Raw genomic sequence first — 19,667 nt, 5'->3', positions numbered from 1 at the left:
CAACGTTCTATCCGCGTGAATAGAATTTAGTTGTAGTTAATTTTGAACAGCACCACGGTATCAAAGGGGCCGGGATCAATGGGTGTGCCGCTTATGGATGACAGCTCTGCCGTATAGGTTTTTTCATAGACCAGCATGTCGCTGGTAAAGTCGGCGTATTCAGAATATTTATTGAATGTATAGGGTGAAGAATTTTCATCCAGCACACGCAGTCGTAGCCCATTACCCACGAGCAGCGCCTGATCGCCTTCCACCAGTGTTTCTTCGGTATAAAACGAAGAACTGACTTTGAAGCCATCAGTGCACTCAGCATTTTGGGTTTTGGTCGTTTTGATAGAGAACGTTTTTGTCATATTGTGACGGCGAATATCCAGCACGTTAAATTTACCAAAATCGATGACCTGATTATTGGGGGTAATGGCGAAGTCGACACTGCAGTCAAGAACGCGAATATTTTCCAGCCCATAGATGTGATATTTCAGGTTCTTAGCCGAGGGATCTTCATTGACGCTGCCAGCGCCATCAAATTGTACGACAGTGTAATCGCTAAGGGTGCTTTGATAATCGTGTGGCGGCATTTCGCGTAGTTTGACGTACAGGCGCATACGCGCCATGAACGTTCGCGATTTACGGATATTTGCAGGATCACCAGAGCAAATTTTATTTTGCCATCCCATTGCGATTATTTGCTCTGGCGTATACATGTCAATTTTTTTACTGTCGATACATTGGTTAGTATCGATACGGCTTTTTCCGAGGCTGGCGTCATAATCAGAGCCGTTATAGGTTACACCGAGCTGATAGTAACGATCCTGCATGCCGGGGTAGGGGTTTACCCACGCGTATACATGCTCACTTTCGAAATCACCGTTGGTATTGTTATCACAATAGACGGGGATTTTAATATCATCGGATTCCCAGATTTTATCTCCCGGTTTGGCGTTAGCCGGGACGGCGAATGGCATAATCGTTTCTGATTTTTCCACTGCGCCGCCTGAGGCGCCAAAATAACAGTCCAGCGCCAACGCGTTTTTTAAGGGCAGAAATAACAAGCAGGCAATGAGTAACAGTCCTTTGCTTATACTCATTGTTTATCCTCCACCACGCGCTGCATTTTGCATTGCCCCTGACAGTTGAGCGTCGTCATACGTAACGCGCCATAGTCATCCATATAGCCAAGATAAAACTGGTTGCCGTTATAGTTACCCGTACTGGCGATTGCCGAAGCAAAAGGCGCTATGAGCGTACTTTTAAAGCCGGGCAGAATGCCTTTTTTATCGCGGCCAAGATAGGCGATGGTCAGGTAATAAGGGGTCGGGTTTTTCAGGGTAAGCTGATTATTCTGCTGGCTGACCTGTAACTGTAATTCCACATGCTCGCCCGATTTTTTGCGTAATCCGGCGGGCCGCCAGAACAACTTTATACGGCTCTGGATAGCAACCTGAAGAATGGCATGACCGGTTGCTTTTTCCGGGGCTGGGGGGATCTCGCGCAGATTATAGTAAAACAGCGACTCACGATCGGTCGGCAATTGGCTAGTGGAAGATTGCTTGACAATACGCGCCTGCGATGTCGCTTTCGCTTCCAGACGTTGGATTGGCGGCAAGGCTACGAGGAAATCATCGCTTTTATCCCCTTTGTCATTTTCTATCCATGAGTATGCGAGATAGGGAAGTTTATCGCTGCGATTTTCTATCCGCAGGCTGGTCGCTTTATCATTGGCGTTAAACACGATACGAGTGCGATCGGGCTGTAAGGCGGCATGGCTGCATAAGCTCACGATCAGCAGAATAAGGGGCATTCCTTTAAAAATTGTCATTGTCTTTTCCTTAATTAATGACAGGGGAGAATCAGACGTTTACTCATATCTTCCAGGTGCTGAGGAAGCTGAATTAAACAACGCTGTTTATCACCCCAAAGTATTGTGAATCGCTGACTTTCACCCACACCACTTAACCAGGCGTGGCCATCTTCCCCCACCATTCCGACGCTGATTCCGCTTCCTTCTTGCCGGATATCGGCGCCGAGTGGCGGGAAATGACCGCTGGAGTCGCGGATGATGACGTTGACATCTTTTCCAGAACGTGAAGCCAGCGCTTTATAGCCGATCGCGCCTTCCGTCCAGGTTTCTTTGACCACGTTTTCGGATACCGTGACGCCGTCGGGCAAGTCGTTCATATTGACCGCGACAGTCGAGGGTTGGTAACTGGAGACAAACGGTACGACCGCAATGCCAAAACGGTTGGTGTAGTCGAGATTACCCTGAATCGGAATGTCGGCTACACCGTCTGTACTAACCATAAGACGAGGTTCGTTGGTGGAGCTACGGCGATGAAACGCAGCGCCATAGCGTGTAGCAGTAAAGGAGCCACTCCAGCTGGTGCTGGCAGAGCTGTAATCATTAGCGGCGTACGTGCCAGACAGATCCCACTCGCCCGCAGAACTAAGATGCTGATAATTGCCGCTAACCTGTGCGCCATTGTCAGGTCGGTCAGATTGCAGCCCGGTCGATATTCCCCAACTGTTACGGTCATCCAGGGTATCGTTCCACGACATGCGGTGCGAGGTGCTATTTTTACTGTCCTGCATGTCATAACCAATGCGGCCACCGTTACCAATAGGCAATGAAATGGACAGGTAAATCTGGTTATCACGAGCTTTGTCTTCGTAATGTGTGGTGTTAAATGAGGTTGAGACGGAAATATCTTTCCAGTCACCGATATCAACGTTGAAGCCAGCGGTAATATTGGCGGTGGTGGAGGACTCCGCATTCCACCAGGTTTGACGCAAGACGTTGACGTACAGGTTGAGATTCAGCGGTGTAATGGGTTGCCCGGCGGAAAGGCTGATTGTCTTTTTTTCATCCTGAGCATCAGCGTCATTGTATTTATGATCGATATAATTGGCGTAGCTATGGAAATGGCGATCGGAGAAACGATACGCCGCTATCGAAAGAAGACTGTCGGTGGCATCTATCCGTTTACTGTAGTTGAAGCGATAACTGTAACCTTTCTCGTCCGGTTGATTATCAAAACGACTTTTAGCCCAGGTGACGTCGAAGGAGAGCGCCCCCAGCCACAGCATATTTTGCCCGATACCCAGCGCGCCAGAATGATAATCGTCCCCGGCGAGAATCAACCCGCCATACAGTGAAGTATTGGAGAGCATCCCCCAGGAAACTTCATTACTTAAAAACGTTTCGTTTTCAGTATGATGAGACAAAGAAGGACGCGGACGACCCGCTGCAAGTTTATAACGTACCTGCCCCTGGCGGGTCAGAAAAGGCGTTGATGCTGCGGATACCTGGAAATTATTAACCCGGCCATCTTCCTCCGTCACTTTGACATCCAGTGTGCCTTGAACTGACTGATTCAGGTCATCAATGATAAACGGGCCAGGCGGGACTTTTTTCTGATAAATTACGCGTCCGGTATGACTTATGGTGACGGTGGCGTTAGTTTGCGCCACGCCGCTAATTTGCGGTGCGTATCCGCGTAATTCCCAGGGAAGCATTCGGTCATCGCTGGTCAGGGCTGCACCGGTATACGAAAAACCGTCAAAAATATTGGAGCTGAGATCGGTTTCGCCAAGGGTTAATCTGGAGCTTATTTGTGGTAGCGGGCGAAACAGATAGGTTCGGGAAATAGCCCCGGATCGATCGTGCACATCACCATTGTCGGATTGGTTGAGCTGGTAATCGCTACGCAACCGCCATGCTCCGGCGTTAATACCCGTTGTACCGTAAGCATTCAGATTGGTATTACTGCTCCCTTCCTGCGGGCGATAAGTGCTGGCAAACAGGTTGTAGTCCAGCAAGATACCCGAAACTCCGGCATCCCATGTTTCAGGCGGCGCCCAGTTGTCGGAATGCCATGCCAGCCAGGCTTGTGGAATCGTGATGTTAAGTTGTTGGTTGGTCTGATCAAACGTAAAGTTGATTTCCGGCAGGCTGCTAAAATCAAAACACTGATTAACCTGCGGCAATGTCTGGCGGATTTTTTCTTTAAGGCCAAATTTACTCAACAGGGAATCATTGATACAAGGAATTGTTTTGTCGTTGGCTTTTTGCCAGCGAATAGTTTGCCCGCTGCTGATTTGAATATTATTAACAACGACGCTAACAAAATAATCACCGGGAACGATAGCGCCTTTTTCATTGAGCAGAGAAATATCAACGCTATCGCGCATCGATTTATCAAGGACGTTAAGGTTAAACTCCACTGCCAATGCAGAGGGGATAGCCATCGTCAGGCAGGATAAAACAGAAAGTCGGTAAATATTCACGGCATCCATACCTGATAAATATTTGAAGAAAGGCGGCTAACTTGCCGCCGTAATACGTATAACCACACACGCTGTCATATGTACAGATTAATCAATGACGACGCGGTGATTATTTATAATCCAGCACATAGGTCGCGTTGGCAGTGACTTCACCCGCCGTCACGGGAATACCGTTATCAATCTGCTCCATCCAGGCGAAGAAGTTCAGAGTTTGTTCTGTGGCTGTTGGTTCCAGCCCAATATCTGGACTTTCTGAACCCAGAGTGATGTTGGACTGGTCTTTGTTCATTAAGCGCACGCCAACACCTGTGGCCTCACCAGCACTGGTGTTACTGAGCATCGGGGAGGCTCCCATTGTTTTCGCTGAACTGTCAAAGGTTACCGAGACTTTTGATACTGCGGTACCTGAACCGTTATCGGAACTTGGCAGGTCACAGTTAACTAAATGAATATCGACAGGCGTTAATGCACTGTGATGATCCTGGTTGATGCGGTTCTTGGTCACCTCACCAAGATTTACTTGTTTATCAATGTCTTCTTGCTTAATTTCACAAGGCGCTTCAATAACTTCACCTTTAAAGTGAATTTCACCAGAGCCTTCATTTGCAGCATAAACAGGGGCTGAAATTAACAGAGATACGGCCAGCGCCGCCAGTGTTTTTTGTCCTTTAAACATAACGGAGTCCTTAGAGGAAATAGAAAAAGTATAGCGATACCAGAATAACTTACTTGAATATCAAATGTTTTTAGTTTTATTTAAAAACATTGTTAACTGTATTAAATACAAGGCTAATTAATTGATGCGGTGAATTAATTGTTTAATGAAAAGGATGCGGGTTTATTAGAGATTTCCATCATTTTCATGAAGTTAAAAATGTTGCTGTCTGGAAGGGGTAATAAAAAATCATTAAACTGCTCATAAAATGAGTAGTGTTATTTTTTTTACAATATCTATGTTGGTCCGATAATGGATTTTATCTTTACAAATTTTTGTGTTTAGGCAAATAAAAATAACCCGCCATAGAAAAGACGGGTTAGAAGGATTTACTGTCAGGCAATCAATGGTTAACGCTTGATGTCGCTTTTAAAGTCGCGTTTTTCGTAACCAGTGTAAAGCTGACGCGGACGGGCAATTTTCATTCCTTCGCTGTGCATTTCGCTCCAGTGAGCAATCCAGCCAACGGTACGTGCCATCGCAAAGATGACCGTGAACATGGAAGACGGAATACCCATCGCTTTCAGGATGATACCCGAGTAGAAATCGACGTTCGGGTACAGTTTCTTCTCGATAAAGTACGGGTCGTTCAGAGCGATGTTTTCCAGCTCCATGGCCACTTCCAGCAGGTCATCTTTGGTACCCAGCTCTTTCAGCACTTCATGGCAGGTTTCACGCATGACAGTGGCGCGCGGGTCGTAGTTTTTGTACACACGGTGACCGAAGCCCATCAGACGGAAAGAGTCATTTTTGTCTTTCGCACGACGAACAAATTCCGGAATGTGTTTAACCGAGCTGATTTCTTCCAGCATTTTCAGTGCAGCTTCGTTGGCGCCGCCGTGTGCTGGTCCCCACAGAGAGGCAATACCTGCCGCGATACAAGCAAACGGGTTCGCGCCCGAAGAACCTGCGGTACGTACGGTAGAAGTAGAGGCGTTCTGTTCGTGGTCAGCGTGCAGGATCAGAATGCGGTCCATAGCACGTTCCAGAATTGGATTGACTTCATACGGTTCGCACGGCGTGGAGAACATCATATGCAGGAAGTTACCGGCGTAGGAGAGGTCATTACGCGGGTAAACAAATGGCTGCCCGATGGAATATTTGTAGCACATTGCTGCCATGGTCGGCATTTTCGACAACAGGCGGAACGCGGCGATTTCACGATGGCGCGGGTTATTGACGTCCAGAGAGTCATGATAAAACGCCGCCAGCGCACCGGTAATACCGCACATTACCGCCATCGGATGCGAGTCGCGACGGAAAGCGTGGAACAGACGGGTGATCTGTTCGTGGATCATGGTATGACGAGTTACTGTAGTTTTGAATTCGTCATACTGTTCCTGGGTTGGTTTTTCACCATTCAACAGGATGTAGCAAACTTCCAGGTAGTTAGAATCGGTTGCCAGCTGATCGATCGGGAAGCCACGATGCAGCAAAATACCTTCATCACCATCAATAAAAGTAATTTTAGATTCGCAGGATGCGGTTGAAGTGAAACCAGGGTCAAAGGTGAATACGCCTTTTGAGCCAAGCGTACGGATATCGATAACATCTTGACCTAGCGTGCCTTTCAGCACATCCAGTTCAACAGCTGTGTTCCCATTGAGGGTGAGTTTTGCTTTTGTATCAGCCATTTAAGGTCTCCTTAGCGCCTTATTGCATAAGACTGCCGGAACTTAAATTTGCCTTCGCACATCAACCTGGCTTTACCCGTTTGTTATTTGGCTCGCCGCTCTGTGGGAGAGAGGAAACCTGGGTACAGAGCTCTGGGCGCTTGCAGGTAAAGAATTCATTGATGACGAATAAACGGCGAATCAAGCACTTAGCAATCCGAATTATTAAACCTGTCTATCACTAATAACTGTCTCGAATGTATTGGTCAATACTTCCACACTGTTACATAAGTTAATCTTCGGTGAAATAGTGACCCCATAACTTTTACGCATTATATGCTTTTCCTGGTAATGTTTGTAACAACTTTGTTGAATGATTGTCAAATACGATGGTTAAAAATTAAATAAATGTTGTTATCGTGACCCAGATCACTGTTCTGGATAAAACCAGACAAACTATATGTAGGTTAATTGTAATGATTTTGTGAACAGCCTATACTGCCGCCAGGTCTCCGGAACACCCTGCAATCCCGAGCCACCCAGCGTTGTAACGTGTCGTTTTCGCATCTGGAAGCAGTGTTTTGCATGACGCGCAGTTATAGAAAGGACGCTGTCTGACCCGCAAGCAGACCGGAGGAAGGAAATCCCGACGTCTCCAGGTAACAGAAAGTTATCCTCTGTACCCGTAGTCCCCAGGGAATAATAAGAACAGCATGTGGGCGTTATTCATGATAAGAAATGTGAAAAAACAAAGACCTGTTAATCTGGACCTACAGACCATCCGGTTCCCCATCACGGCGATAGCGTCCATTCTTCATCGCGTTTCCGGTGTGATTACGTTTGTTGCAGTGGTCATCCTGCTGTGGCTTCTGGGTACCAGCCTCTCTTCCCCTGAAGGTTTCGAGCAAGCTTCCGCCATTATGGGCAGCTTCTTCGTGAAATTTATCATGTGGGGCATCCTTACCGCTCTGGCATATCACGTCGTCGTAGGTATTCGCCACATGATGATGGATTTTGGCTATCTGGAAGAAACATTCGAAGCGGGTAAACGCTCTGCCAAAGTCTCTTTTGTCATCACTGTCGTGCTTTCAATTCTTGCAGGAGTCCTCGTATGGTAAGCAACGCTTCCGCATTAGGACGCAATGGCGTACATGATTTCATCCTCGTTCGCGCTACTGCTATCGTCCTGACGCTTTACATCATTTATATGGTCGGTTTTTTTGCTATCAGTGGCGAACTGACATATGACGTCTGGATTGGTTTCTTTGCCTCTGCGTTCACTAAAGTCTTCACTCTGCTGGCACTGTTTTCCATTTTGATCCATGCCTGGATCGGCATGTGGCAGGTGTTGACCGACTACGTTAAACCATTGGCCGTGCGCCTGATTCTGCAACTGGTAATTGTCGTTGCTCTGGTGGTTTACGTGATTTATGGATTCGTTGTGGTGTGGGGTGTGTGATGAAATTGCCAGTCAGAGAATTTGATGCAGTTGTGATTGGTGCCGGCGGCGCAGGTATGCGCGCGGCGCTACAAATTTCCCAGAGCGGCCAGACCTGTGCGCTGCTATCTAAAGTTTTCCCGACCCGTTCCCATACCGTGTCTGCGCAGGGCGGCATTACCGTTGCGCTGGGTAATACCCATGAAGATAACTGGGAATGGCATATGTACGACACCGTAAAAGGGTCGGACTATATCGGTGACCAGGACGCGATTGAATATATGTGTAAAACCGGGCCGGAAGCGATTCTGGAGCTGGAACACATGGGCCTGCCGTTCTCGCGCCTTGATGATGGTCGTATCTATCAACGTCCGTTTGGCGGCCAGTCGAAAAACTTCGGCGGCGAGCAGGCGGCACGTACTGCGGCGGCTGCCGACCGTACCGGTCACGCACTGCTGCACACGCTTTATCAGCAGAACCTGAAAAACCACACCACTATTTTCTCCGAATGGTATGCGCTGGATCTGGTGAAAAACGCCGATGGCGCGGTGGTGGGTTGTACCGCACTGTGCATCGAAACTGGTGAAGTGGTTTACTTTAAAGCTCGCGCGACTGTGCTGGCGACTGGCGGGGCAGGGCGTATTTATCAGTCCACCACCAACGCCCACATTAACACTGGCGACGGTGTCGGCATGGCTATCCGTGCAGGCGTACCGGTACAGGATATGGAAATGTGGCAGTTCCACCCAACCGGTATTGCTGGTGCGGGCGTACTGGTCACCGAAGGTTGCCGTGGTGAAGGCGGTTATCTGCTGAACAAACATGGCGAACGCTTTATGGAGCGTTATGCGCCGAACGCCAAAGACCTGGCGGGCCGTGACGTGGTGGCGCGTTCCATCATGATCGAAATCCGTGAAGGTCGCGGTTGTGATGGTCCGTGGGGGCCACACGCAAAACTGAAACTCGACCACCTGGGTAAAGAAGTTCTTGAATCCCGTCTGCCGGGCATCCTTGAACTCTCCCGCACCTTCGCTCACGTTGATCCGGTGAAAGAGCCGATTCCGGTAATCCCAACCTGTCACTACATGATGGGCGGTATTCCGACCAAAGTGACCGGTCAGGCGCTGACCGTGAACGAGAAAGGCGAAGATGTGGTGATCCCTGGGCTGTTCGCGGTAGGTGAAATTGCCTGCGTATCCGTACACGGCGCAAACCGTCTGGGCGGCAACTCGCTGCTGGACCTGGTGGTATTTGGTCGTGCGGCAGGTCTGCATCTGCAAGAGTCTATTGCCGAGCAGGGCGTACTGCGCGATGCCAGCGAGTCTGATGTTGAAGCTTCTCTCGATCGCCTGAACCGCTGGAACAACAACCGTAACGGTGAAGATCCGGTGGCGATTCGTAAAGCTCTGCAAGAATGTATGCAGCATAACTTCTCGGTCTTCCGTGAAGGTGATGCGATGGCGAAAGGGCTTGAGCAGTTGAAAGTGATCCGCGAGCGTCTGAAAAATGCCCGTCTGGATGACACTTCAAGTGAGTTCAACACCCAGCGCGTTGAGTGCCTGGAATTGGATAACCTGATGGAAACGGCGTATGCAACGGCTGTTTCTGCCAACTTCCGTACCGAAAGCCGTGGCGCGCATAGCCGCTTCGACTTCCCGGATCGCGATGATGAAAACTGGCTGTGCCACTCCCTGTATCTGCCAGAGTCGGAATCCATGACGCGCCGAAGCGTCAACATGGAACCGAAACTGCGCCCGGCATTCCCGCCGAAGATTCGTACTTACTAATGCGGAGACAGGAAAATGAGACTCGAGTTTTCAATTTATCGCTATAACCCGGATGTTGATGATGCTCCGCGTATGCAGGATTACACCCTGGAAGCGGATGAAGGTCGCGACATGATGCTGCTGGATGCGCTTATCCAGTTGAAAGAGAAAGATCCCAGCCTGTCGTTCCGTCGCTCCTGTCGTGAAGGGGTATGTGGTTCCGACGGTCTGAACATGAACGGTAAGAATGGTCTGGCCTGTATTACCCCAATTTCGGCACTCAACCAGCCGGGTAAGAAAATTGTAATTCGCCCGTTACCTGGTTTACCGGTTGTCCGCGATTTGGTGGTAGACATGGGACAATTCTATGCGCAATATGAGAAAATCAAACCTTACCTGTTGAATAATGGGCAAAATCCGCCAGCTCGTGAGCATTTACAGATGCCAGAGCAGCGCGAAAAACTCGACGGGCTGTATGAATGTATTCTCTGCGCATGTTGTTCAACCTCTTGTCCGTCTTTCTGGTGGAATCCCGATAAGTTTATCGGCCCGGCAGGCTTGTTAGCGGCATATCGTTTCCTGATCGATAGCCGTGATACCGAGACTGACGAGCGCCTCGACGGTTTGAGTGATGCATTCAGTGTATTCCGCTGTCACAGCATCATGAACTGCGTCAGTGTATGTCCGAAAGGGCTGAACCCGACGCGCGCCATCGGCCATATCAAGTCGATGTTATTGCAGCGTAATGCATAAACCCCGGGCCTGATAAGACGCGCAAGCGTCGCATCAGGCAACCAGTGCCGGATGCGGCGTGAACGCCTTATCCGGCCTACAAAAGAAATGCAGGAAATCTTTAAAAACTGCCCCTGACACTAAGACAGTTTTTAAAGGTTCCTTAGCGGACGCAGAAAACACGACAAGTCCGCAACAAGTGAACCCCGGCACGCACATCTGATATGAAATGTGCGTGGTAGTATCCACGGCGAAGTAAGCATAAAAAAGATGCTTAAGGGATCACGATGCAGAACAGCGCTTTGAAAGCCTGGTTGGACTCTTCTTACCTCTCTGGCGCAAACCAGAGCTGGATAGAACAGCTCTATGAAGACTTCTTAACCGATCCTGACTCGGTTGACGCTAACTGGCGTTCGACGTTCCAGCAGTTACCTGGTACGGGAGTCAAACCGGATCAATTCCACTCTCAAACGCGTGAATATTTCCGCCGCCTGGCGAAAGACGCTTCACGTTACTCTTCAACGATCTCCGACCCTGACACCAATGTGAAGCAGGTTAAAGTCCTGCAGCTCATTAACGCATACCGCTTCCGTGGTCACCAGCATGCGAATCTCGATCCGCTGGGACTGTGGCAGCAAGATAAAGTGGCCGATCTGGATCCGTCTTTCCACGATCTGACCGAAGCAGACTTCCAGGAGACCTTCAACGTCGGTTCATTTGCCAGCGGCAAAGAAACCATGAAACTCGGCGAGTTGCTGGAAGCTCTCAAGCAAACCTACTGCGGCCCGATTGGCGCCGAGTATATGCACATTACCAGCACCGAAGAAAAACGCTGGATCCAACAGCGTATCGAGTCTGGTCGCGCGACTTTCAATAGCGAAGAGAAAAAACGCTTCTTAAGCGAACTGACCGCTGCTGAAGGCCTTGAACGTTACCTCGGCGCAAAATTCCCTGGCGCAAAACGCTTCTCGCTGGAAGGCGGTGACGCGTTAATCCCGATGCTTAAAGAGATGATCCGCCACGCTGGCAACAGCGGCACCCGCGAAGTGGTTCTCGGGATGGCGCACCGTGGTCGTCTGAACGTGTTGGTGAACGTGCTGGGTAAAAAACCGCAAGACTTGTTTGACGAGTTTGCAGGTAAACATAAAGAACACCTCGGCACGGGCGACGTGAAATACCATATGGGCTTCTCGTCTGACTTCCAGACCGATGGCGGCCTGGTGCACCTGGCGCTAGCGTTTAACCCATCTCACCTTGAGATTGTAAGCCCGGTAGTTATCGGCTCTGTTCGCGCTCGTCTGGACAGACTTGATGAGCCAAGCAGCAACAAAGTGCTGCCAATCACCATCCACGGTGACGCCGCAGTAACCGGGCAGGGCGTGGTTCAGGAAACCCTGAACATGTCGAAAGCGCGTGGTTATGAAGTTGGCGGTACGGTACGTATCGTTATCAACAACCAGGTTGGCTTCACCACCTCTAACCCGCTGGATGCCCGTTCTACGCCGTACTGTACTGATATCGGTAAGATGGTTCAGGCACCGATTTTCCACGTTAACGCGGACGATCCGGAAGCCGTTGCCTTTGTGACCCGTCTGGCGCTCGATTTCCGTAACACCTTTAAACGTGATGTCTTCATCGACCTGGTGTGCTACCGCCGTCACGGCCACAACGAAGCCGACGAGCCGAGCGCAACCCAGCCGCTGATGTATCAGAAAATCAAAAAACATCCGACACCGCGCAAAATCTACGCTGACAAGCTGGAGCAGGAAAAAGTGGCGACGCTGGAAGATGCCACCGAGATGGTTAACCTGTACCGCGATGCGCTGGATGCTGGCGATTGCGTAGTGGCAGAGTGGCGTCCGATGAACATGCACTCTTTCACCTGGTCGCCGTACCTCAACCACGAATGGGACGAAGAGTACCCGAACAAAGTTGAGATGAAGCGCCTGCAGGAGCTGGCGAAACGCATCAGCACGGTGCCGGAAGCAGTTGAAATGCAGTCTCGCGTTGCCAAGATTTATGGCGATCGCCAGGCAATGGCAGCCGGTGAGAAACTGTTCGACTGGGGCGGCGCGGAAAACCTCGCTTACGCCACGCTGGTTGACGAAGGCATTCCGGTTCGCCTGTCGGGTGAAGACTCCGGTCGCGGTACCTTCTTCCACCGCCACGCGGTGATCCACAACCAGTCTAACGGTTCCACTTACACGCCGCTGCAACATATCCATAACGGCCAGGGCGCGTTCCGTGTCTGGGACTCCGTACTGTCTGAAGAAGCCGTGCTGGCGTTTGAATACGGTTATGCCACCGCAGAACCACGCACTCTGACTATCTGGGAAGCACAGTTCGGTGACTTCGCCAACGGTGCGCAGGTGGTTATCGACCAGTTCATCTCCTCTGGCGAACAGAAATGGGGCCGGATGTGTGGTCTGGTGATGTTGCTGCCGCACGGTTACGAAGGGCAGGGGCCAGAGCACTCCTCCGCGCGTCTGGAACGTTATCTGCAACTTTGTGCTGAGCAAAACATGCAGGTTTGCGTACCGTCTACCCCGGCACAGGTTTACCACATGCTGCGTCGTCAGGCGCTGCGCGGGATGCGTCGTCCGCTGGTCGTGATGTCGCCGAAATCCCTGCTGCGTCATCCGCTGGCGGTTTCCAGCCTCGAAGAACTGGCGAACGGCACCTTCCTGCCAGCCATCGGTGAAATCGACGAGCTTGATCCGAAGGGCGTGAAGCGCGTAGTGATGTGTTCTGGTAAGGTTTATTACGACCTGCTGGAACAACGTCGTAAGAACAATCAACACGATGTCGCCATTGTGCGTATCGAGCAACTCTACCCGTTCCCGCATAAAGCGATGCAGGAAGTGTTGCAGCAGTTTGCTCACGTCAAGGATTTTGTCTGGTGCCAGGAAGAGCCGCTCAACCAGGGCGCATGGTACTGCAGCCAGCATCATTTCCGTGAAGTGATTCCGTTTGGGGCTTCTCTGCGTTATGCAGGCCGCCCGGCCTCCGCCTCTCCGGCGGTAGGGTATATGTCCGTTCACCAGAAACAGCAACAAGATCTGGTTAATGACGCGCTGAACGTCGAATAAATAAAGGATACACAATGAGTAGCGTAGATATTCTGGTCCCTGACCTGCCTGAATCCGTAGCCGATGCCACCGTCGCAACCTGGCATAAAAAACCCGGCGACGCAGTCGTACGTGATGAAGTGCTGGTAGAAATCGAAACTGACAAAGTGGTACTGGAAGTACCGGCATCAGCAGACGGCATTCTGGATGCGGTTCTGGAAGATGAAGGTACAACGGTAACGTCTCGTCAGATCCTTGGTCGCCTGCGTGAAGGCAACAGCGCCGGTAAAGAAACCAGCGCCAAATCTGAAGAGAAAGCGTCCACTCCGGCACAACGCCAACAGGCGTCTCTGGAAGAGCAAAACAACGATGCGTTAAGCCCGGCGATCCGTCGCCTGCTGGCTGAACACAATCTTGACGCCAGCGCCATTAAAGGCACCGGTGTGGGTGGTCGTCTGACCCGTGAAGATGTGGAAAAACATCTGGCGAAAGCCCCGGCGAAAGAGTCTGCACCGGCAGCGGCTGCTCCGGCGGCGCAACCGGTTCTGGCTGCACGTAGCGAAAAACGTGTCCCGATGACTCGCCTGCGTAAGCGTGTGGCAGAGCGTCTGCTGGAAGCGAAAAATTCCACCGCCATGCTGACCACGTTCAACGAAGTCAACATGAAGCCGATTATGGATCTGCGTAAGCAGTACGGTGAAGCGTTTGAAAAACGTCACGGCATCCGTCTGGGCTTTATGTCCTTCTACGTGAAAGCGGTGGTTGAAGCCCTGAAACGTTACCCGGAAGTGAATGCGTCTATCGACGGCGATGACGTGGTTTACCACAACTATTTCGACGTCAGCATGGCGGTTTCTACGCCGCGCGGCCTGGTGACGCCGGTACTGCGTGATGTCGATACCCTCGGCATGGCAGACATCGAGAAGAAAATCAAAGAGCTGGCTGTTAAAGGCCGTGACGGCAAGCTGACGGTTGAAGATCTGACCGGTGGTAACTTCACCATCACCAACGGTGGTGTGTTCGGTTCCCTGATGTCTACGCCGATCATCAACCCGCCGCAGAGCGCAATTCTGGGTATGCACGCTATCAAAGATCGTCCGATGGCGGTGAATGGTCAGGTTGAGATCCTGCCGATGATGTATCTGGCGCTGTCTTACGATCACCGTCTGATCGATGGTCGCGAATCCGTGGGCTTCCTGGTAACGATCAAAGAGTTGCTGGAAGATCCGACGCGTCTGCTGCTGGACGTGTAGTAGTTTAAGTTTCACCTGCACTGTAGACCGGATAAGACATTATCGCCTTCTCCGGCAATTGAAGCCTGATGCGACGCTTAACGCGTCTTATCAGGCCTACGGGACCACCTGGGTAGGTCGGATAAGGCGCAAGCGCTGCATCCGACAAGCGATGCCTGATGCGACGCTTGCGCGTCTTATCAGGCCTACGGGGAGCACCAATGTAGGTCGGATAAGGCGCTCGCGCCGCATCCGACAAGCGATGCCTGATGCGACGCTTAACGCGTCTTATCAGGCCTACGGGGATCACCGATGTAGGTCGGATAAGGCGCTCGCGCCGCCTCCGACAAGCGATGCCTGATGCGACGCTTGCGCGTCTTATCAGGCCTACGGGGATCACCGATGTAGGTCGGATAAGGCGCTCGCGCCGCATCCGACAAGCGATGCCTGATGCGACGCTTACGCGTCTTATCAGGCCTACGGGTGACCGACAATGCCCGGAAGCGATACGTAATATTCGGTCTACGGTTTAAAAGATAACGATTACTGAAGGATGGACAGAACACATGAACTTACATGAATATCAGGCAAAACAACTTTTTGCCCGCTATGGCTTACCAGCACCGGTGGGTTATGCCTGTACTACTCCGCGCGAAGCAGAAGAAGCCGCTTCAAAAATCGGTGCCGGTCCGTGGGTAGTGAAATGTCAGGTTCACGCTGGTGGCCGCGGTAAAGCGGGCGGTGTGAAAGTTGTAAACAGCAAAGAAGACATCCGTGCTTTTGCAGAAAACTGGCTGGGCAAGCGTCTGGTAACGTATCAAACAGATGCCAATGGCCAACCGGTTAACCAGATTCTGGTTGAAGCGGCGACCGATATCGCTAAAGAGCTGTATCTCGGTGCCGTTGTAGACCGTAGTTCCCGTCGCGTGGTCTTTATGGCCTCCACCGAAGGCGGCGTGGAAATCGAAAAAGTGGCGGAAGAAACTCCGCACTTGATCCACAAAGTTGCGCTTGATCCGCTGACTGGCCCGATGCCGTATCAGGGACGCGAGCTGGCGTTCAAACTGGGTCTGGAAGGTAAACTGGTTCAGCAGTTCACCAAAATCTTCATGGGGCTGGCGACCATTTTCCTGGAGCGCGACCTGGCGCTGATCGAAATCAACCCGCTGGTCATCACCAAACAGGGCGATCTGATCTGCCTCGACGGCAAACTGGGCGCTGACGGCAACGCACTGTTCCGCCAGCCTGATCTGCGCGAAATGCGTGACCAGTCGCAGGAAGATCCGCGTGAAGCACAGGCTGCACAATGGGAACTGAACTACGTTGCGCTGGACGGCAACATCGGTTGTATGGTTAACGGCGCAGGTCTGGCGATGGGTACGATGGACATCGTTAAACTGCACGGCGGCGAACCGGCTAACTTCCTTGACGTGGGCGGCGGTGCAACCAAAGAACGTGTAACCGAAGCGTTCAAAATCATCCTCTCTGACGACAAAGTGAAAGCCGTTCTGGTTAACATCTTCGGCGGTATCGTTCGTTGCGACCTGATCGCTGACGGTATCATCGGCGCGGTAGCGGAAGTGGGTGTTAACGTACCGGTCGTGGTACGTCTGGAAGGTAACAACGCCGAACTCGGCGCGAAGAAACTGGCTGACAGCGGCCTGAATATTATTGCAGCAAAAGGTCTGACGGATGCAGCTCAGCAGGTTGTTGCCGCAGTGGAGGGGAAATAATGTCCATTTTAATTGATAAAAACACCAAGGTTATCTGCCAGGGCTTTACCGGTAGCCAGGGGACTTTCCACTCTGAACAGGCCATTGCATATGGCACTAAAATGGTTGGCGGCGTAACTCCAGGTAAAGGCGGCACAACCCACCTCGGCCTGCCGGTGTTCAACACCGTGCGTGAAGCTGTTGCTGCTACTGGCGCTACCGCTTCTGTTATCTACGTACCAGCACCGTTCTGCAAAGACTCCATTCTGGAAGCTATCGATGCAGGCATCAAACTGATTATCACCATCACTGAAGGCATCCCGACGCTGGATATGCTGACTGTGAAAGTGAAACTGGATGAAGCAGGCGTTCGTATGATCGGCCCGAACTGCCCGGGCGTAATCACTCCGGGTGAATGCAAAATCGGTATCCAGCCGGGTCATATTCACAAACCGGGTAAAGTGGGTATCGTTTCCCGTTCCGGTACACTGACCTATGAAGCGGTTAAACAGACCACGGATTACGGTTTCGGTCAGTCGACCTGTGTCGGTATCGGCGGTGACCCGATCCCTGGCTCTAACTTTATCGACATTCTCGAAATGTTCGAAAAAGATCCGCAGACCGAAGCGATCGTGATGATCGGTGAGATCGGCGGTAGCGCTGAAGAAGAAGCGGCTGCGTACATCAAAGAGCACGTTACCAAGCCAGTTGTGGGTTACATCGCTGGTGTGACTGCGCCGAAAGGCAAACGTATGGGCCACGCCGGTGCCATCATTGCCGGTGGGAAAGGGACGGCGGATGAGAAATTCGCTGCTCTGGAAGCCGCAGGCGTGAAAACCGTTCGCAGCCTGGCGGATATCGGTGAAGCACTGAAAACTGTTCTGAAATAAATATCTGTAATAAGAAATAGCCCTCGCCGCTTCCCTCTACAGGAATGGCGAAGGGCTGTCGGTTTCGACATGGTTGGCCATCGTATGATGGCCTTTTTTATGCCTTAAACGTTAACCACGGTCGAAATCTGACCGCATGTTGAATTAATCCGGCTGCTTGTTGGGCTTCGATAACCGGACCAATATCTTTATAAGCAGCTGGCGCTTCTTCAAGACGTCGTTCTTCGCGCAATGTGACGCATTGCCACGGCAGCGCTGACTCTTCAGTCGCGCGTGAGCGCATGGTCTGCCGACGCTGGCTGCGTCCTGCTCCGTGACTGCATGACCACAGCCACTGCGGGTTGCCGCAACCGACCGCAAGCCACGAATAATCGCCCATTGATCCGGGGATTAACGCCAGATCGCCCACGCGTGCCGGCGTTGCGCCTTTGCGATGAATATTCATTTCATGCTCGCGAAGGATGATGTTATGCGGCACATCCACCACCAGATGTGAATCATCCTGATGGAATAAATCGGCAAAACATACGCGAACCATTTCCGCAATGGTCACGCGATTTAACCACGCGTAACGCGCCGCCATTCCCATAGCCTGCAGGTATTCCTCCGCCAGCTCACCGCCCAGAGCATATAATCCGCTTTGTGGATGTTTATGCCCGGCGGGCCAGGCTGCACGGGCGCGATCCATCCAGCGTCGTCCGACGTAAAAGCCGACATCTCGCGATCCGCTATGGATCATCACCACGATATCGCCCATTTTCAGCCCTTGTTGCCAGGCCACATGGCGATCGACCACGCTATCAACCACCTGAAGTTCAATAAAATGATTACCTGAACCCGGCGTACCAAGACAAGGATCGCGGAGTAATGCGCGGTCCGTTGCCAGCAGGGCGGGTGGGGCATAACGCGAATGACTGTTATGCTCGTTCAGCCCAATGCAGCGATCAATCTCTTGCATCATCCGGGGGATATTCGTGCGTGTCCAGAGACCCGCTGATGGCAAGGCCGACACACAATTTGCCGGTCCGCCATCAAAAAGCGCGGTGAACGCTCGTGCGGATAACGGAACATCGCGCTCATTTTGCAGTAGCACTTGTGTTAACCGCTGAGTGATGACGTCTTTATGCGCTTCGGCTTGCTCAAGTGTTAATCCAGTCGTCAGCAGTCGCATGCCACAAGAAATATCGGTGCCGATGGCGGCGGGAATGACTAAATCCGGCGTTGAGGCCACCACTGCGCCAACGGGGACGCCATTGCCGGGGTGAAAATCTGGCGTCGCGCACGTCTGGCGTACATAACCTGGATGATCTGGTAGCTTCACTTCTGCAAAATCAAGAAGTTGTGTCACTGCTTTTTCTTCTAGCGGCAGTTCGTCCGGCAGCAGTACGTGGGCTCTGGCTCCTGATGGACGAGATAATGAAACAATATTGTTGGCGCGGGAAAGTTGGATCCCTTTGCGCAGAAAGGCTTTATCAAGCCTCGAAAGATGATGCATAACGCTGTCCTGAAATATAGACGTTAATCAACCCCCTGTATTGCGAGGGTAATTTTGTCTTTCCGGTCAGCAGCCAGCAAAAGGGAAAGAAAACGCGCGTAGTGTATTCAGCAATGACGATAAATACAAGATAAAAATACAGATTGCCAAAGAGGGTTGTTGTTATAAAGGTGGTGAATTATCGACACCCGATTGTAAAATATGAAAGATGATAACTCCCAGAATATATATTTTAAGAGTTATTTTTACGCCTGTTCTTACGGCGGTAACTATCCATTGCTTGCCGTTTTTTAATTATCAAAGTGGGATAAAAACAAATGAATTATTGATGATAATACAACATGTTTTTATGACGAATAATGAAGATCTTATTTTAAATATCATCGTGTTATGCGCACTGTGTGGTGTCGGATTACCTGGTGTTATGCTAATGTCTGGTTGTTATTAACGCATTTCTCCGGATAATTAAATTACAGACATCTTGCAATCTCATCATATTCATATGTTCAAATGAGAAAATATTTTGCCAACAATATCACTTTTTCCAAAAGTTAAATTAAGCATATTGAAATCGCATACAAAGCGTTGGCAGTTTTTTTGAATTTACATTCAGGGTGAATATTCCATAACAAATGAAATTCACCAAATGAATTGATAATGCGAAATTATAAACGGAGATTATATAAACCGTTTCTGTATTCCTTCGCTCATTTTTTCTGGGC

15 protein-coding genes are annotated in these 19,667 nt (G+C 50.8%); 8 read left to right on the top strand and 7 right to left on the bottom strand.

Annotated features, from left to right (window positions below; translation table 11 throughout):
* Positions 1-26 precede the first annotated feature (26 nt).
* The 6 genes from D9741_RS17025 to D9741_RS17000 all read right to left on the bottom strand — a co-directional run bounded on the left by D9741_RS17025 (position 27) and on the right by D9741_RS17000 (position 6,945).
* On the bottom strand, positions 27-1,088 hold the full coding sequence (locus tag D9741_RS17025; RefSeq protein WP_130214992.1) for a fimbrial protein: 1,062 nt from the start codon (positions 1,086-1,088) through the stop codon (positions 27-29).
* The gene (locus D9741_RS17020) at positions 1,085-1,819 is read right to left on the bottom strand and encodes a molecular chaperone (RefSeq protein WP_130214990.1); all 735 of its coding nucleotides are present in this window, start codon (positions 1,817-1,819) and stop codon (positions 1,085-1,087) included. Before D9741_RS17020 ends, D9741_RS17025 begins: the two co-directional genes overlap by 4 nt.
* Before the next feature lie 14 nt (positions 1,820-1,833).
* Positions 1,834-4,293 (bottom strand): fimbria/pilus outer membrane usher protein, encoded by a 2,460-nt coding sequence (locus D9741_RS17015; RefSeq protein ID WP_165383458.1) that lies wholly within the window; start codon positions 4,291-4,293, stop codon positions 1,834-1,836.
* A gap of 100 nt (positions 4,294-4,393) precedes the next feature.
* Positions 4,394-4,960: a fimbrial protein gene (locus tag D9741_RS17010; protein ID WP_130214986.1), complete on the bottom strand. Its 567-nt coding sequence runs from the start codon at positions 4,958-4,960 to the stop codon at positions 4,394-4,396.
* A 389-nt stretch (positions 4,961-5,349) separates the two neighbouring features.
* Positions 5,350-6,633, bottom strand: coding sequence for a citrate synthase (gene gltA / locus D9741_RS17005; protein WP_130214984.1), 1,284 nt, complete (start codon positions 6,631-6,633; stop codon positions 5,350-5,352).
* 204 nt (positions 6,634-6,837) lie between these two features.
* Positions 6,838-6,945 carry a hypothetical protein gene (locus tag D9741_RS17000; RefSeq protein ID WP_123057984.1) on the bottom strand — a complete coding sequence of 36 codons (108 nt, stop codon included), beginning with the start codon at positions 6,943-6,945 and terminating at the stop codon, positions 6,838-6,840.
* 380 nt (positions 6,946-7,325) lie between these two features.
* Between D9741_RS17000 and sdhC the strand changes: the two genes are divergently transcribed.
* The 8 genes from sdhC (at position 7,326) to sucD (ending at position 17,450) form a co-directional block, all read left to right on the top strand.
* Positions 7,326-7,730, top strand: coding sequence for a succinate dehydrogenase cytochrome b556 subunit (gene sdhC, locus D9741_RS16995; protein ID WP_165383457.1), 405 nt, complete (start codon positions 7,326-7,328; stop codon positions 7,728-7,730).
* Complete coding sequence (gene sdhD, locus D9741_RS16990) at positions 7,724-8,071, top strand: succinate dehydrogenase membrane anchor subunit (protein ID WP_064528887.1); 348 nt, start codon at positions 7,724-7,726, stop codon at positions 8,069-8,071. Before sdhC ends, sdhD begins: the two co-directional genes overlap by 7 nt.
* Entirely contained in the window at positions 8,071-9,837 is a 1,767-nt protein-coding gene (gene sdhA, locus D9741_RS16985; RefSeq protein WP_130214982.1) for a succinate dehydrogenase flavoprotein subunit, read from the top strand. The genes sdhD and sdhA overlap by 1 nt, the downstream gene beginning before the upstream one ends.
* A 15-nt stretch (positions 9,838-9,852) precedes the next feature.
* Positions 9,853-10,569: a succinate dehydrogenase iron-sulfur subunit SdhB gene (gene sdhB, locus D9741_RS16980; protein ID WP_064528883.1), complete on the top strand. Its 717-nt coding sequence runs from the start codon at positions 9,853-9,855 to the stop codon at positions 10,567-10,569.
* 266 nt (positions 10,570-10,835) lie between these two features.
* Positions 10,836-13,637: a 2-oxoglutarate dehydrogenase E1 component gene (sucA, locus tag D9741_RS16975; RefSeq protein ID WP_001181473.1), complete on the top strand. Its 2,802-nt coding sequence runs from the start codon at positions 10,836-10,838 to the stop codon at positions 13,635-13,637.
* 14 nt (positions 13,638-13,651) lie between these two features.
* Positions 13,652-14,869 (top strand): 2-oxoglutarate dehydrogenase complex dihydrolipoyllysine-residue succinyltransferase, encoded by a 1,218-nt coding sequence (gene odhB / locus D9741_RS16970; protein WP_130214980.1) that lies wholly within the window; start codon positions 13,652-13,654, stop codon positions 14,867-14,869.
* 545 nt (positions 14,870-15,414) lie between these two features.
* On the top strand, positions 15,415-16,581 hold the full coding sequence (sucC, locus tag D9741_RS16965; RefSeq protein WP_001048602.1) for an ADP-forming succinate--CoA ligase subunit beta: 1,167 nt from the start codon (positions 15,415-15,417) through the stop codon (positions 16,579-16,581).
* Positions 16,581-17,450, top strand: coding sequence for a succinate--CoA ligase subunit alpha (sucD, locus tag D9741_RS16960; RefSeq protein WP_000025458.1), 870 nt, complete (start codon positions 16,581-16,583; stop codon positions 17,448-17,450). The genes sucC and sucD overlap by 1 nt, the downstream gene beginning before the upstream one ends.
* A gap of 97 nt (positions 17,451-17,547) precedes the next feature.
* Here the strand turns inward: sucD and D9741_RS16955 are convergent, their stop codons facing one another.
* Positions 17,548-18,945, bottom strand: a complete 1,398-nt coding sequence (locus D9741_RS16955) for an RtcB family protein (RefSeq protein WP_130214978.1) — start codon at positions 18,943-18,945, stop codon at positions 17,548-17,550.
* Between the last annotated feature and the right edge of the window lie 722 nt (positions 18,946-19,667).

Origin of the sequence: Escherichia sp. E14V7 (assembly GCF_004212225.1) — a bacterium.
Lineage (GTDB): Bacteria > Pseudomonadota > Gammaproteobacteria > Enterobacterales > Enterobacteriaceae > Escherichia.
This window is presented reverse-complemented; position numbering and strand designations above follow the sequence as displayed.